Origin of the sequence: Paenibacillus agaridevorans, assembly GCF_003112455.1 — a bacterium.
Taxonomy (GTDB): Bacteria; Bacillota; Bacilli; order Paenibacillales; family Paenibacillaceae; genus Pristimantibacillus; species Pristimantibacillus agaridevorans.
Map to the genome: position 1 here is coordinate 36,534 of NZ_BDQX01000339.1, position 16,160 is coordinate 52,693.

At 54.7% G+C, this 16,160-nt stretch carries 14 protein-coding genes; 13 read left to right on the plus strand and 1 reads right to left on the minus strand.

Annotation, left to right across the window (positions count from 1 at the left end; translation table 11 throughout):
• The 4 genes from PAT3040_RS26565 to map form a co-directional block, all read left to right on the plus strand.
• On the plus strand, window positions 1–254 hold a 254-nt coding region (locus tag PAT3040_RS26565; protein ID WP_181376849.1), incomplete at its 5' end, for an S-layer homology domain-containing protein.
• A 27-nt stretch (window positions 255–281) separates the two neighbouring features.
• On the plus strand, window positions 282–3,497 hold the full coding sequence (locus PAT3040_RS26570) for a glycoside hydrolase family 2 protein (RefSeq protein ID WP_108995054.1): 3,216 nt from the start codon (window positions 282–284) through the stop codon (window positions 3,495–3,497).
• A gap of 22 nt (window positions 3,498–3,519) precedes the next feature.
• On the plus strand, window positions 3,520–5,844 hold the full coding sequence (locus tag PAT3040_RS26575) for an AraC family transcriptional regulator (RefSeq protein ID WP_181376850.1): 2,325 nt from the start codon (window positions 3,520–3,522) through the stop codon (window positions 5,842–5,844).
• A 127-nt stretch (window positions 5,845–5,971) separates the two neighbouring features.
• Complete coding sequence (gene map, locus PAT3040_RS26580) at window positions 5,972–6,724, plus strand: type I methionyl aminopeptidase (protein ID WP_087570464.1); 753 nt, start codon at window positions 5,972–5,974, stop codon at window positions 6,722–6,724.
• A gap of 262 nt (window positions 6,725–6,986) precedes the next feature.
• Here the strand turns inward: map and PAT3040_RS26585 are convergent, their stop codons facing one another.
• Window positions 6,987–7,559, minus strand: coding sequence for a Crp/Fnr family transcriptional regulator (locus PAT3040_RS26585; protein WP_108995056.1), 573 nt, complete (start codon window positions 7,557–7,559; stop codon window positions 6,987–6,989).
• Window positions 7,560–7,741: 182 nt separating this feature from the next.
• On the opposite strand from PAT3040_RS26585, the gene PAT3040_RS26590 reads away from it, so the two are divergent.
• The 9 genes from PAT3040_RS26590 (at window position 7,742) to PAT3040_RS26630 (ending at window position 16,159) form a co-directional block, all read left to right on the plus strand.
• Entirely contained in the window at window positions 7,742–8,584 is an 843-nt protein-coding gene (locus tag PAT3040_RS26590; RefSeq protein WP_108995057.1) for a sulfurtransferase, read from the plus strand.
• A gap of 408 nt (window positions 8,585–8,992) precedes the next feature.
• Window positions 8,993–9,673, plus strand: coding sequence for a response regulator transcription factor (locus PAT3040_RS26595; RefSeq protein ID WP_108995058.1), 681 nt, complete (start codon window positions 8,993–8,995; stop codon window positions 9,671–9,673).
• Entirely contained in the window at window positions 9,669–11,021 is a 1,353-nt protein-coding gene (locus PAT3040_RS26600) for a sensor histidine kinase (protein WP_108995059.1), read from the plus strand. Before PAT3040_RS26595 ends, PAT3040_RS26600 begins: the two co-directional genes overlap by 5 nt.
• Window positions 11,022–11,296: 275 nt before the next feature.
• Complete coding sequence (locus tag PAT3040_RS26605; protein ID WP_108995060.1) at window positions 11,297–12,334, plus strand: alpha/beta fold hydrolase; 1,038 nt, start codon at window positions 11,297–11,299, stop codon at window positions 12,332–12,334.
• A 1,018-nt stretch (window positions 12,335–13,352) separates the two neighbouring features.
• Window positions 13,353–13,778, plus strand: coding sequence for a MarR family winged helix-turn-helix transcriptional regulator (locus PAT3040_RS26610; RefSeq protein WP_181376851.1), 426 nt, complete (start codon window positions 13,353–13,355; stop codon window positions 13,776–13,778).
• Between the two features lie 137 nt (window positions 13,779–13,915).
• Entirely contained in the window at window positions 13,916–14,674 is a 759-nt protein-coding gene (locus PAT3040_RS26615; protein ID WP_108995062.1) for an SDR family NAD(P)-dependent oxidoreductase, read from the plus strand.
• Window positions 14,675–14,698: 24 nt separating this feature from the next.
• Complete coding sequence (locus PAT3040_RS26620) at window positions 14,699–15,157, plus strand: hypothetical protein (RefSeq protein ID WP_108995063.1); 459 nt, start codon at window positions 14,699–14,701, stop codon at window positions 15,155–15,157.
• Between the two features lie 224 nt (window positions 15,158–15,381).
• Window positions 15,382–15,687 (plus strand): hypothetical protein, encoded by a 306-nt coding sequence (locus tag PAT3040_RS26625; protein ID WP_108995064.1) that lies wholly within the window; start codon window positions 15,382–15,384, stop codon window positions 15,685–15,687.
• A 13-nt stretch (window positions 15,688–15,700) separates the two neighbouring features.
• On the plus strand, window positions 15,701–16,159 hold the full coding sequence (locus tag PAT3040_RS26630; protein WP_108995065.1) for a hypothetical protein: 459 nt from the start codon (window positions 15,701–15,703) through the stop codon (window positions 16,157–16,159).
• Window position 16,160: the final 1 nt, after the last annotated feature.

The window sequence follows — 16,160 nt, forward strand, 5'->3', positions numbered from 1 at the left end:
TTACCCGCGAACAAATGGCGGTCATGCTGGATCGCGCGCGCCGTTATGCCGACATGACGTTCGGGACCGCGACTGTAGGCAACGCCTATGCGGACAGCGGCCAGATTAGCGAGTGGGCGCTCGAAGCCGTACGGCAATTGACGGAGGCGGGCATTATGCAGGGAACGGGCAATGAGCGATTCCAGCCGCTTAAGGCTGTCACGCGGGCGCAAGCGGCGGCGGCTCTTGCGAGAATGCTGACAATCGGACAGTAGACAGACAGAGATACGGGAGTGGTAGAAATGGCAGATCAACCTGCTGACAATAGATTATCCCACGCCGCACAGTGCGGCGGAGGCGGAGACGTGTTCGCCGATATCGGCACGAGGCGCATCGAGGGCAGGGGCGGCGAGCTGGCTCCCGTCCTACCACCGAAGCTGCCCGATATAGGGCTATCGGCTGTGAAAGAGGCCAGCGGCGATAGTTCGGGAAACTGGGCCGTCATGGCGAAGGTAGACGACGAACTGGAGCTTCGCCAAGCGCTGGACGAGATGAAGGAACGTTACGCGCCATACATGAGAAGCTTGGCGCCTGAGCTCGCTCCAATGAAGCGGCGAAAGAAGCTGAAGCAATTCCTGTATCGCCGGCAGGCAAGGGAGGACAGAGAGGCGTTCCAGCGCGTGCTTGAAGGCCATGGCGACTGGGAAGAAGCCCAAATCCCGCATTACGGCGGTCCCCTTGGCCAAGCCGTTGTCTATTACAGGACGACCTTTGAAATCACGCAGTCGGAACTCGAGATCGGATCGATCTTCGTCCGGTTCAAGGGCGTGGATTATAAAGCGTTGGTATTCGTCAACGGCACCTGTCTTGGCAGTCATGAAGGGTTCTTCGCTCCCTTCGAGTTCGACTGTACCGATCATGTCCGACTCGGCGACAATGTGCTTGTCGTGCAGGTGGAGAATGACTTTACGTTCGGCAGCAGCGAGACGGAAGAGGCGCCGGGGGAGCGGTTCGAGGGCGACAAGCTGTATGCCGCGACCGGTCCCGGCTATGACGATCCGCAGTACGGCTGGCATCATTGTCCGCCCGGGATGGGCATCTATCAGGACGTCTACGTGGAGGCGCGTCCAACCGTCCATATCGGCGACATCTTCGTGCGGCCGATGCCGGAGCAAGAGAGTGCGGAAGCCTGGATCGAGGTATTCAGCAGGGATAGAGCCGCACTGAACATAAGGCTGGAGCTGGCCGTGCACGGGTACAACTTCGCGGAGGAGACCGTGGCTTGGCATTCCTGGCAGCCCGAAAGCGTGGTCGAGGTGGGACTGGGCGATACCTTTACGAAGGCGAAGGTCAAGGGGGACGGCACCTACCGCCAGCCTATCAAGCTATTGGTCGCGAAAGGCGTCAATTACTTCAAAGTGCCGCTGCAGCTGAAGCAGCCGAGGCTGTGGGAGCCGGATACCCCGTGGCTCTATCAATTGCAGGCGAAGCTGCTGGACGATCGCGAAGATGTTCGGGATACAGAGAGCCGAACGTTTGGCATGCGATCTTTCCGGCAGGATATGGAGTCGGAACCGAAAGGCAAGTTTTATCTGAACGATCGGGAGATCCGACTGCGTGGTGCGAATACGATGGGGCACGAGCAGCAATGCGTGATGAAGGAGGATTGGGAGCAGCTGCTGGAGGACCTGCTGCTGGCGAAGCTCGCCAATATGAACTTTCTGCGTCTAACCCAGCGGCCGGTGCAGGAGGAGGTCTACGACTATTGCGACAGACTCGGCCTTATGACGCAGACCGACCTGCCCTTGTTCGGCGTGCTGCGCCGGAACAAGTTCGTCGAGGCGGTCCGTCAGGCCGAGGAGATGGAGCGTCTCATCCGCCCTCATCCCTGTAACATTCTGGTGTCGTATATCAACGAGCCGTTCCCGAACGCCGCCAACAAGCCCCACCGGCATTTGGACCGACAAGAGCTGGAGCGTTTCTTCGATGCCGCCGATATCGCCGTCAAGCTGCATAATCCCGATCGCGTCATCAAACATGTCGACGGGGATTACGATCCGCCTTCCAGCAGTCTGCCGGACTACCATTGTTACTCGTGCTGGTACAACGGCCACGGGATGGACATCGGCTTGCTGCATAAAGGCGGGTGGCTGCCCGTCAGGGAGGGCTGGCATTACGGTTGCGGCGAATTCGGCGCGGAAGGGCTCGACTATGCGGAAGTCATGACCGCCCATTACCCTCCCGATTGGCTTCCGGCAAGCGGGAAGGAAGAGCGTTGGTCGCCGAACGCCATTATCGGCGCACAGACGGGCCGGTTCCATTATTTTTTCTATGAAACGCCTAAGGGGCTTGAGCATTGGGTTGCGGCGAGTCACCGTTATCAGGCATGGGCGACTCGAATCATGACGGAAGCGTTCCGGCGGGACAGCCGCATGAACACGTTCGCCATCCATCTGTTCATCGACGCCTTCCCTTCCGGCTGGATGAAGACGATCATGGACGTGAACAGGCGACCCAAGCCAGCTTACTTCGCTTACCGAGAGGCATTGTCGCCGCTTGCGGTGCAGCTGCGGTCCGACCGATTCGCTTACTGGAGCGACGAAGGCATGAAAGTCGAAGCCTGGATCTGCAACGATACGCAGCTGGATTATCCCGGCGCCAGGCTGCGTTATCGATTGGAAGCGGGAGGAGAGGTGCTGGCCTGTGGCTCCCATGAAGCCGATATTCCGTTATGCGACAGCCGATTCCAAGGGTATATCGAGACGCCGCCCCTTCATGTCTCCAAACGTACGACGGCGGTGCTCCGGCTTCAGCTCGCGGACGCATCGGGAGAGCCGCTGCACGAAACGACGTTCGAAGCGGCAGTCTGGCCTAAGGAGAGAGAAGGAGCCGACGCTGCGACAGGGTACAAAGACAATCGGGACAACGAGGGTCGCCGTGTGGCCGTAGTGGACAACGCTGGCGGCAAGTTGCCGGATTGGATGCGCGAGCTGGGGGCGGTCGTGCCGATAGAACTGGAAGAAGCGGGTGTCGGAGACGTCATTTGCATCCGGAGCCTCGAGGCCTATCAGGAGCAGAAGGCCGAGGTGCTAAGTCTTGCGGAATCGGGCGCGACCTTGCTCTTTCTGGAGCTTCCCCCGGGTCGATGGGACCTGCTCGGCGATACGGTCGACGTGCGGCCATGCGGCATGATGCCGGTCCATTTCGTCTCCAGGGATACGGGGCATCCGCTGGTCGACTTTGCCGGGACGGAGGATTTCCGCCTATGGTATCATGAACGTGAAGAACGGATTGTCCCTTTGCTGGGCACGACTTTTACGGCAGGGGGCTGGCAGCCGGTATTAACGAGCGGCAATCGCAACGACGAAGGGGAATGGGCCCCGGCATTGGCGGTAGCAGGCCGCAAAATCGGAAGAGGACAGGCGTGGATCAGCCAATTGGAGCTGGATGGCCGCGTTCGCCATAATCCGTCGGCATGGCTGCTCGCAAACGGGCTATTGACTGGGGCAGACCGATAGAAAGCGGCTTAGGGGGATGACGATGAAGACAGGCTTTGGCGGATATCGTTCCGGCAGATTTTTTACACAGCTTTTACTGACTAATTTCGTGCTGGTAGGCGGATTTATGGCCTTGTTCTGCGCGGGCATCTTTATGTATTCGCGCATGTTCACCGCCGATCTGCAGGAAGAAGCGAACCGGAAAGTGCTGGAGCAGGTCAATTACAACATCGATCATCTGAACGATTTCATCAAAAATCTCGCCGTGTCCACCTTCAACGACAGGGATATCGTCTCGCTGATGAACACGAGGGACCAGGATATCTTCCAGCTCTATAATAAGCTGGCCAGGCTCGATTCGACGTTGAATTCCAATCTGTTCCTGGATTCCATCGTGGTGTATAACGCCTTCAACGGCTGCTCCTACTCCACCTCGCCGACCGCTCCGGTCCTATGCGGCGACAACAAGGAGCCCGTGCTGGCCGACGTGATTCGGAATCCGGCATCCTATCCGAAGTTCACGATGGTGCCGGCCGATTTGGACAAACCGGATCAGCAGAGGGTGTTTGTTTATACGATGTACGCCGCAACGGGCAGCTATAACGGCCGCGAAAGCATGCTCGTCCTTACGGTCAAGCCGGATTGGCTATTCGACAACGTTAAGGCTATTAACAATCATGCCGGGAACACGCTGGGACGCATCTTCTTGTTCAGCGAACGCGGCCGGATCATCGATTCCATCGATATGCCGCAGCTGGACGAGTCGACTCGGAGCTTGATCGCAGACGAATTGACGGACTCGCCGGAATCGGGAAGCTTCGTCATTAAGGGCGGAGAAGGCAAGCAGATGGTCACGTATCTGCGATCCGGCGTCAGCAACTGGCGCATGGTCAGCATCCAGCCTTATGAGGAAGTGTTCGCGAGCGTCAACCGCATCGGCCTGTTCTCCTTCCTTGCGCTGTTCATCCTGACGGTCATGTCCTTTCTGGTATCGTTATGGCTGTCTATCCGGTTGTACCGCCCGATGTACAACCTGGTCAACAAATTCCGAAAGCGGCATGGCGACGCCGGTAGACAGGATGAGAAGGACGAATGGCTGTTCATCTCATCGGCCTACGATAAATTGTCGAGAAGCATGGAGAAGCTGCGGGATTCCAAGCAATCCGGCAAACAGGTCATGAGGCAGTATTTGCAGCGCTTGTGGATCACGGACAGCGCCGCGATTACGGAGCAGCAATTTGGCGAATATTTGCTGCAGGGGCAGTCTGCCCAGTCTTATCTGCTAGGTCTGTTCAAGCTGGACCGGTACGCGGACTTCAGAACGCTAAGGGACGAGGCGGAGCAGAAGCTGCTCCGGTTCGCGATCGTAAATATCGCTTCCGACGTGATGGCAGATATGCCGGGGACTCAAACGACGGATATGCTCGGCGACGAATTCGCCGTGCTTGTTCCGATCGAGGATGCCGGTCAATCCGCGGCGACTTCGGAGCGCTTGGCGGAGCGAATACGCCGCATTCAAAATCTGCTCGACGGCTATTACCGGCTATCGTTGACGGCCGTTATCTCCGATACGATTGCCGGTTACCGCCAGGTATCGGATCATTATGCCAGGGTGAAGCGACTTTCCTTGTACCGGATGTCGGAAGGGCCGATGAGCCTCATTACGCCGCAATTCGACGAGAACAGAAGCCGTTTGCCCGAAGAGGGAATGCTGCAGGCCGGAGTGGAAGCGGAGCTGGCCGCCGCTCTCCGGGAAGGGCGGGAAGAACGATGGGGGGCGGCGCTAGACGGCGTGTTCGAGCAGTTGGGCAGGCTGCATTGCGACAGTCTCGACGACGCTCTTCTCCACGTGCTTGCGCTTATCAAGCAAGAGATGCGAGCGAGCGATCCCATCCGCTATCAGAGCTGCCTCGTCAGCGTCCAGACGTACACGCGCCGGATTCTGGAGCAGGAAACGTTTTTGGAGGCGCGCTTGCTGATTGGGACCATGCTGGCGGAGTTCTACGAGCAGCGCATCCAGGAACGGCCGGACCGCAGAGAGTATCTGGTCGAAGCGGTCAAAGAAATGATCGAGAACGGTTACGGCGATCCCAATATGTGCCTGCAGGTCATCGCCGATGAGCTGGAGTTGTCTCCCAGGTATCTGGGCAGATATTTCCGAGCGAGAGAATCCGGAACGGTTGCCGAATTTCTGACGGACACTCGGTTGAAGCATGCGCTTAAGTATTTGGAAGAAGGGCAGCTGAGCGTGGCGGAGATTATGAAGAGCGTAGGTTATACGAACGAAAGTACCTTCTTTCAAGTATTTAAGAAGAAGATAGGCATGACGCCCGGAGAATACCGCCAGCTGTATCAGCGGACGCTATAGCGCAAGCGGATTGTACGGAAATTCACAACTCCGTTGCCGCCAGGCGGAATGAGTTCCCGAATGCCGGAATAGGGTAAGCATATACGGTCCTTTACCCCTATTTCATGTATTGAAGGAGGCAGCGCGGATGGCGGTGGAATTAAAGACGAAGGAGCACATTAGAGGAATCCGCATGGCCGGACGGATCGTGGCGGCGTGCCACAAGGCGTTGTCGAAGCGCCTCGCGCCGGGAGTGACGACGCTGGAGATCGATCGGTTCGTAGAGCGGTTTATGATCGAGCGGGGAGCCGTGCCGGCGCAGAAAGGATTTAAAGGTTATCCGTACGCAACCTGTGCATCCGTCAACGATGTCGCGTGCCACGGCTTTCCCGACGCGGAACCGCTGGAATCCGGCGATATCGTCACGATAGATATGGTGGCCGACCTAAACGGCTGGAAGGCCGACTCCGCCTGGACGTACATCGTCGGCAAATCCACGGCCGCCACGGAGCGGCTGCTTCGCGTAGCCAAGCAAGCGATGCAAGACGGCATCAAGCAGGCGCTTCCCGGCAATTACATCGGCGATATCGGCCACGCGGTCCAAAAGCGCGCGGTGCGGGAGGGCTGCCATGTCATACCGATGTTCTTCGGTCATGGCATTGGACGGGATATACACGAATACCCCGAGGTCGCCTATCAAGGCCCTCCGGGACAAGGAGTCAAGCTGGAGGAAGGCATGGTCATTACGATCGAACCGATCATTACGTCCGGCAAGCCCGACGTGTTCTACGCCCGCAACGGCTGGGCGGCCCGAACGATCGACGGTGCTTGGGCGGCGCAGTTCGAGCATACCGTCGCGATTACGAAGGGCGGCCCGATCGTGTTGACGCGATGGGAGTGAGAAACGTTTTACGTTTTTCTCAGCATTAGATATCTGGTGCCCGGCAACGGTCCAATCAGCAAAATTCTGGTCGTGGATGAAGTACTGAAGACAAGTATTAAGGAATAAGGGCTGGAGTTCTGTCTGCAACAGCCATTATACAAATAAGCTGCATCCGCGGGTTAGTACACAGGGAACCGCCGATGCAGCTTATTTCGTGTTTCATGTGTCTCTTGTTTCGTGGTTCCTGTTCCCTGTTGCCTTTTCCGTGACTGTGGGCTTGTTATCGTTTGCCGCGAATCCGGCTGAGCGATACGGGATTGATGGCGAGAAAGGCGGCGATTTGATACTGGGGAATGCGGCTTTCCAGATCCGGGTACTGTTTCTGGAACAAGCGGTAACGTTCCTCGGCGGTTAGTTCGACAAGTTCCCGCTCTTTGCGCGACTTGGCGATAAACAGCTCCTCCGCCAACTTCCTGCCGAAGCGTTCCCAGCAGGCATGGCGTTCGTACAGTGTCTCCATCGCGGTTTTCGTAAAAAAGGCGATGCGGGAATCTTTGAGCGCTTGAATCGAAAGGAAGGCCGGTTCGGCCGTTAGCAACGCCCGGTAATCCGTGAACAGCTTTCCTTCCGTCACGAAGCTTTTGATATGCTCGGAGCCGTCCTCGTTCTCGTAGAACATGCGGAAAAGTCCCTCTTCGCAATAGAAAATGCTTTCGCAGAAGTCTCCGGCATGAAGGAGGAATTGCCCTTTTTTGACGGGTTTCCAGAACAACTGCTTGAGGAAATGCCGCTCCTCTTCCTCGGGAATCGTCGTCATTCGGGCGAGGGCGCCGATAATAGTCGATGGTTCCATGCGTCACCTCAGATCGTCGTTCGTCATTAGCATAGGTTATGGATCGTACTCCATCTGCTATATAAACTGATCATAGCATAATCTTGGCAAAAGAGAATGTGAAGTTGCCGCTTTCTCCTTCGGGCTGGTTTCCGGTATAATAGGACGCATGAATGATAGAAGCTGGAAGGCGGAATGAAGCAATGAACAATATCGTATCACTGAAATGGCTGCTGGCGCGTTTGTACGAGTCGGACATCGTTATCGTCGACTGCCGGTTCCTGATGGGCAAGCCGGACGCCGGCCGCGAATTATATGAAGCATCGCATATCGCGGGAGCCGTCTATCTGGATCTGGAGAAGGATCTGTCCGCTCCGCTTGACGAGGATGGCCATGGCGGCCGTCATCCGCTGCCGGACATCTTCGCTCTGACCGTCGCGCTAAGCCGCGTCGGCATCAGCAACGAATCGCGCGTCGTCGTTTACGACGACCAGGGCGGGGCCATGGCGTCACGCTTATGGTGGCTGCTGAAGTATCTCGGCCACGAGCAAGTTTTCGTGTTGGACGAAGGTTTTACGGCATGGACCAACGCGGGCTTCCCGATAACGGCGGAGCAGAGAGTGCTTATTCCGTCCAAGTATCTCGCTACCGTTCAGCACACGATGCTGGTCGAGATGGCAGAGGTAAAGGAGTTGCTCGGCGACGAACGCGTCACGCTGATCGACTCGCGCGAAGCGCCCCGCTATCGCGGCGAGGTAGAGCCGCTGGACAAGGTCGCCGGCCATATCCCGGGCGCGATTAATCGTTTTTGGAAGGACGGCCTCGGCGAGTCTGGCGCCTGGAAGGACGCAGACGCGCAAGCCGACCGTTTCGCCGACCTGGATCGCGACCGCGAGCTGATCGTCTACTGCGGCTCCGGTGTCACGGCTACGCCGAATGTGATTGCCTTACAGGAAGCTGGCTTTAATAAGGTTCGGTTGTATGCGGGGAGCTGGAGCGATTGGATCTCGTACAGCGAGAATCCGATTGCGACCGGGGACGAGTAAGAGCCGAGAGGCCGCGTCGGACGCGGGTTTGAGGGCTGTGGCAGGTTGCCGAGGGGCAGGCTGTTGCGGCCCTCTTAGGCGTTCTCGTTCAACAGCTTGCAAACAAGAAGTCGTGGAAAGCAGTTGCTAGTACCCTAGGGCCAGGGCGGTCGGGTCAAGTTGTTGTACACTCACCGAAATGGTAGATTTGTTTTGTCAACAATTTGGATTCGTCATAACTTCCAGAACTACTTAATCCCATATGTAGGATAGGAACTTCTGGGACGTTCTACTAGTCTATGTTATATGCTAGCAACATTGCGGGTGCGAAGTCAGTGGAGATTGCCGTCGCGCCGGAGGTTTTTGTTCATATTGAGTTAAAACAAATGTCGTAAAATGTAACGGAACAGGCGGAAAGGGGGAAGGCGAATGCCCAAAGTGCTGGTTGTGGACGATGATGCACACATTCGCGAACTGGTACGGCTCTACCTCGAAGATGAAGGGATCGAAGTAGTGGAGAAGGGAAACGGCGCTGAAGCGCTGGAATACACCGAGAATCATTCGACGGATCTGGTCGTCCTGGATATCATGATGCCGGGAATGGACGGTTGGGATTTATGCGCCAAGCTCCGCGAGCTTGGGGACATGCCGATTCTCATGATTACCGCAAAAGGTGAGCCGGCCGACCGGATTAAAGGCTTCAAGCTGGGTACCGACGATTATCTCGCGAAGCCGTTCGACCCAATGGAGCTTACGCTGCGGGTCAAGGCGCTGTTGAAACGTTACCGGATCGCCTGTTCCCAAACGGTCCAGCTTGGCGATCTGCAGTTGGATCGCAAAAGCTACCAGGTTGTGAACAAGGGAGGTCTGGAGGTCACCCTGCCGATGAAAGAATTCGAACTGCTCTACAAGCTCGGGAGTTATCCGGGGCAGTTGTTCACCCGGGATCATCTGATCGGGGAAATTTGGGGGATGGATTATGAAGGAGACGAGCGGACCGTGGACGTTCACATCAAGCGCCTTCGCGATCGCTTCGCCGAACACGAGTCTGATTTCCGCATTGTAACGCTGCGCGGTCTCGGCTACCGCCTGGAGGTGTACCGGGATTAATTCGCTCTATACCCGTATCGTCCTCCTCTTCATCGGCGTCATCGTTGCCAGCCTCATCATCGCTTCCATCGCGTCTACGCTGCTGTTCCAGAAACCGTTTGAGCAAACGCTGGAGAACAGCTTGTTGTCGAATGGCAAGCAAATTATTCAGACCTACCGTTCGTCCGCCGGAACGGAATTGATTCCTTTCATGAACAACGTTTCCAGCATATCGATTTATGCGATTCAACTATTCGACGCCTCAGGCAAGCCGTTGCTGGAAGACAGGTCGGAGCCTGTCGTTCCCGATGCGGAACGGATTCGTCACGTGCTAGCCGGCGGCGTGGCCAGAGACATCGTGAACGAAGGCCGGTATCCGATGGTCGGACTCCCATTCTCGGTTGACGGCAAGTCCTATGCCTTATTCGTCATGCTGAAGAGCAATGAAATGTGGATGCAGTCGAACAAAGAAGTCAACACGGAGCTGTTGACCGTCTTTCTGATCGGAAGTTCCCTCATTCTGGTCGCCGCGCGATTCATTGTGAAGCCGCTTCTTCAGTTGAGAGATGCGGCCGGGCGAATGGCTCAAGGCAATTTTGACGTGCAGCTCCGGACGAACCGCAAGGATGAGATCGGACAGCTTAACGCGAGCTTTAACGAGATGGCACAGGAACTTGCCAAGCTGGACCGGATGAGGCAGGAATTCGTGGCGAACGTATCGCACGAGATCCAGTCGCCGCTGACGTCCATCTCCGGTTTCGCCAAGGCGTTGAAGCAGAAGCGCATGAGCGAGGAAAGCCGGATGCATTACCTGACGATTATCGAGGAAGAAAGCGATAGGTTGTCCAGGATCAGCCAAAACCTACTGCGGCTTTCTTCCTTGCAGCACGATCGTCATCCCGTCCAATCGGCGGCTTTCCAGCTTGACGAACAGCTCCGTAACGTCGTCATCGCTCTCGAGCCGCAATGGTCGGGTAAAGAGATCGCCGTCGAATTAGACCTGGAACCGGTAACCGTCCATGCGGACGAAGATCAACTTAGCCAGGTATGGACGAATTTGCTGGGCAACGGCATTAAATTCACTCCTGTTCGCGGGAGGGTTTGCATTCGCGCCTATGCCGAAGGTCGGTCGGCGGTCGTCCGCATAACGGACACCGGAATCGGAATACCGGAGGATCAGCGGATGGATATTTTCAAGCCGTTCCACAAAGCGGACAAGGCCCGTGACCGCGCCGTTAGCGGAAGCGGACTGGGTCTGTCCATCGTCAAACAAATCGTGGATATGCACAAAGGGGAAATCCGGGCGGATGGAGAGCCGGGCGGAGGTTCGGTTTTCACGGTGAAGCTTCCGCTCAGGAAGGGCCTGTAACAACCACATAGCCACATCTCACCTGATTTCATCACAATCGGAGGTCGCCGGCCTCCGATTGTTTTTTGTAACACTCAGTTCATTTTCAATTCAAATGCGACGCTTATAGTATCCCTAGATGAATGAAAGGAGAGGGATTGCATGAATTAGGTAACCGGCTCCTTCACCTCGAACATAGTCTACGTCATTTCGGCTGGACTGGCGCGAGTGTGTAGGGATGAAAGAATTCACGAGAAAGCAGGAGAAAACATTACTTTTACAGTAGGAGGAAGATTATGCGTCTATCTTTTAGTCGTTGGGTAAAGCGCGTGGCCATCACCATCTCTATCCTTGCAGTCGCTCTAGTCTCGATCGGCGGCTTTTATGAACAGGCAGCTCGCAACCGGGTTGCTAAGGATTTCCCGGCCCCTGGAAGGCTTGTGGACATTGGCGGTCGACAGATCCATCTGAATTGCAAGGGTCAAGGCACGCCTCTCGTCGTGCTCGAGGCGGGTGCCGATACAAGCGGGTCTCCGCTATGGCAACCCGTGCAGGAACAGGTCGCCCGGTTCACGCGGGTTTGCTCCTATGACCGGGCCGGCATTATGTGGAGCGATCCGGCCAAAGGTCGGCGAAACAGTCGCGCCATTGCCGAAGATCTTCATAAGGTCCTGCGTGCTGCAAATGAACAACCGCCTTATGTTTTGGTCGGTGCGTCCATGGGTGGCCCGTACGTCATGACTTTCACCAAGTACTACCGAAAAGAGGTCGCCGGGATGGTTCTGGTCGACGCCTCACATCCTGAGCAGACCGCGCGCCTCGCTCAGGCTACCGACGAGCCAGCGAGCGATCCGATTCCATTCGTGTTTCGCGCCCTCTCCGCAACCGCGTGGACCGGTTTGCCGAGGCTCGTGCTTCCCGATGCTGAAATCCCGGAGTTGCCGTCCCAGACGGCAAAAGCAATCACAGCCTATCAACCGACATCGCTCAAAGCCGCATTCGCAGAGGCAGCCGTATTCGAAGAGTCGCTAAGCGAGGCCGGCACATTTCGCACCCTCGATAACCTGCCCCTCGCCGTGCTTTCCAGAGGAAAGCCTTGGAGTGCATTCAGCGAAGCCGAACAGACCGCAAGCGGCCTCACGCGCGAACAGTTCAATCGTGCGGAAGCAGCCTGGGCAAGCATGCAGGCCGAGGAAGCCAGTTGGTCCTCCAACAGCACGCACCAAGTTCTCGCAGACTCCAGCCACGTTATGCAGTTGGAGCGCCCGGACGCGGTCATTGCCGCTATCAAGGACGTCTTTGGAAAGGCAACAAGCGCTGAAGCAAGTCCCTAGTAGAACCTCCCAGAAGATCCTACTCTGTACATGGGATTAAGTAGTTCTGGAAGTTAAGTCCAAACAATCATACGAAATAAAGTTATTGGGATTTGGCTGAAAACAACTGCCAACAGCCTGCAAACAACAGCGGCGGCTCCCCCATCTACCTCTGGGTGCTACCTTACTTCACTTGGCCTTTTGTTGGCGATCCGTTCGGCTTGACCCAGCCACGGGTGGATGACTTCCCCCGGCTCAAACCGGATTGCCGCTCAAGCCCCGTCCTCCACGGGCTTCTAACACCACAAATCCTCCCAAGCGTAGCCAAGGGAGGTCGTTGCACATGGGCGTTGGCATATCATCCGAGGCATTCCCGCTGCGCTGATCGGAACCCCCACCTTTTGCCTTTGGAACAATCCGAGCATGGGGGTTCGTGGGGGAGTAAGAAGCTGGAGTGACTGGATCAGCGACTCAACCAACCCGATAGCCGTGGGAGACGAGGAAGAACCGAAATACATGTAGCAGTATTTACCGTTGAATACATCGCCATGTAGCTTACATGCCTGGGCGATGTATTTTTCTATGTTCTGAGTTAACAAGGAGTCAACGTATCACTCCTGAAAGTACTAACAGAGCGGGCGTAGCTGACCAAGTGATCACGCTCGTTATACTTAAGCCTGTCTAACCATAGCGGGTTGCCTTCCAAAGTCGTTAGTGTTAACTGTTTGGCTTCCGACTCCAGAGCAAGTCAACAACTTGAGGAAACAAAATCGATAATCAACACGAAATCAACGATGTTTTCATAGAGGAGGCGGGCGAGTTCGAATATCGACTCCCTAGTCGTGACAAGGGAAACGGAGTTACGTGCGGAAATCGTCGTAGTTCCGTTTTATTTGTATGCCGAAATTCAAGGTCGGGCTGAACGACAAGCGCAACTTGAGATACTTATGAAGCGAAGTCGGTTGACATTCTGGAAATATCCAACTTATAATTAGGATGCTAGTAATATCGACACGATCTCAGAATGGAGCCATACCGCATGTCTCAATCCATCCTTTATTTGAAAAGAACCTATATTATTATGCGCAAAGAGCTTGACGTGCGGTTAAGCACATTCAATCTGACGACTTCGCAATTCGAGATCCTGGGCTATTTGGCTCAATCCGGGGGATTGGAGCAGCAGAAGCTCCAGCATCATAGTGGAATTACATCCGCGACGTTGACCGGAATATTAGATAAGCTGGAGGCTCGGGGATACATCTCCCGCAAGCCTAGCCACACGGACGGAAGGGCTAACGTTGTGACGCTCACGCAGCAGGGCAACGAGGTGTTCGGTAAGCTGGTCGGTCTTATTCTGGAATTCGAGAACGAGATGCTTAAAGGGTTCACGCAAGCCGAGAGAGATTTGCTGGGACAGTGGCTGCAACGAGTGGCCAAGAATCTAGGGGATAAGGAGTATTATTAATAGGGGCTTTCCGCCTACGCTTATAGCTAGGATCCTAACGATTAAAGAGGGGGGTGAGTGCAATGGTGCGTTTATAAGTATGAAGATGAATTACGTTTGTTTTATAGCTAGGATCCTAATTAATATGGGGAGGCATTATGCGAATCGTAGTTACAGGAGGAACAAGCGGAATCGGTTACGGGACGGCGCGCTTTGCCGCGGAACGCGGTTGGGAGGTAACGATCGTCGGTCGTAATCGAACCCAAGGCGAGAAGATTGCCGCCGAGCTGGGGGCGGGCTACCTCTATGCAGATCTGTCCAAGATGTCGGATGTTCGTCGATTAGCGGAACAGCTCGAAGGGCCGATTAATGCGTTGGCGCTGTGTGCGGGAGGAATATCTACCGACAAAGAGGCACGGCTGACCAATGAAGGGTTGGAGACGACTTTCGCAACAAACTATTTGAGTAAATTCGCGTTATCGGAGATGCTTCTTCAGCAGAAGAAGATCGTACCTGACGGATGCATCGTTATGGTAGGAGGTAATGGCGTCCACAAGAATGCTTCGACCTCTTGGGCTGAACCTCAAGCCGGTCTATCATCCGCGATGAAGGCAGCGCTTGCGGTCGATCTCTATGCTTCCGAGCTCGCCAAGCGATATTCGCAGTTGCGCGTGCATACTTGCTATCCGGGAATGGTTCGAACGAATTTGTTCCAAGAGGCACCGTTGCTGTTCCGATTGTTGTCTCGAATGTTCGGCCAGCCGATAGCCAAAGGCAGCGCTTATCTGGGTCGGCTGATCTTGGAGAAGCATTCGGGGGTGCATTGGAAGCAGGATCGCCCAATGCGTTTCCGCGTTCCTTTGCCCGTAGGCCAAGAAGCTGAGGCGCTATGGGCATATAGTCGACAATATATTTGACCACATAACAAAGGGGAGTTAAGCATGCGTTATAAAGCAGGGTGGCTGGTGCAAAATCATATTTTGGCTTTGACGCATTTTGAACCGGTGGTAACGATGGAGGATTTCCGGGATATCGCTGCGGATGCGCACATGGCTTTGCAAGAGGCGACGCAGCCCTTTCACCTTCTGATCGATAATCGGATTATCGCCGAAAGGACGGTCGCCACTCTGGATTCGATGTTGAAAGCTCTGCCGATCCTCCAACATGCGCACCTGCGATGGATTGTTGTCGTGCTGCCCGAAGCCGTCAAAGAGACTGCAGCAGCTAGACAAGTCGAGCGGCATGGATCGATTCAATTAAAATTTGCGGACAGTCTGGCTTCCGCATTCCAGCATCTTGCCTGTGAGGACGACCGTATATACGGGGCGGCCGGCATTGAATCGAGTTGGAGCGATTGGATTCCGTATAGCGAGAATCCAGTGGCGACAGGGGAAGAGTGAGAGTCGAGTGACCGCGTTGGGCGGGTTTGAGGGCTGTGCAGCGTGCCTGGAGGGCGAGCTGTCACGGTCCTCTTTGGCGTTTTCGCTCAACAACTTTTATTTTACTATTACGCCTATTACCTTTCAGAAAACCAGAATCTAGCTTTCCACCAACTTTGCCCCCTGAAATCGACAATATTCGACGAATCTTTATAAAAGCTATACAGAAGGAGTGAATCGCGCTGGTGAATAAATACAAACGCTTCATTCAAAATCAATACGAAAAAGCGAAGTCTACCGCTTCAGGATTCATATCTTCAAGAAGTGAAGAACAAGAAAAAGGTACTATAGAACTCAATCCGCAATATTACGTTGAGCTGAAAGCAATCGCCGATCTGCAAAGTACGAACGTGCAAGCGATCGCAAATGAAATCATTGTCCAGTACCTGGTAAGCGTAAACGCCCAAAACGAATCAACCCCCATCTCAGTGGATCAAAAGGAAGATAACCCACTTCTGTATTTGGATGGTATTTGCAAACGAGAGGAATAAGGAGTGCTGACATATGGATAACCACTTGAACTTTCAGGATATCATTTTTCTGGATGAAACAGCTTTAGCCGCTTTAATGAACCCTGAAAACCCCCGCTATGTGAAAGCCCGTTCCCTGTTTCTGGATTTGCATGATCTTGAACGTAATTACGTGACGACCAACTCTATTATATTTGATCTTCACGAATGGCTCTGCTATGAATACAGCTATCAGCAGGCGGAATATTTTCTGAATGCAATTGATAAAGCAGTGAGTATAGGCAAGCTTGAGGTCATCTCCAGCGGCCCTGAATTTGTGAAGGAATCGCGCAGACTGCTTCTAGACAGGCCCGAGCTCCGTTTCTCTCTCAGTGAAGCATTGACTGCTGTCACTATGTCCTATTATCAGGTAAAACGCATCTTTACTTTCAATCGTAATTTCATGATGCTTGTCAATTTGGATAAGGATATTCGAATCATTCCATCCAATTAAA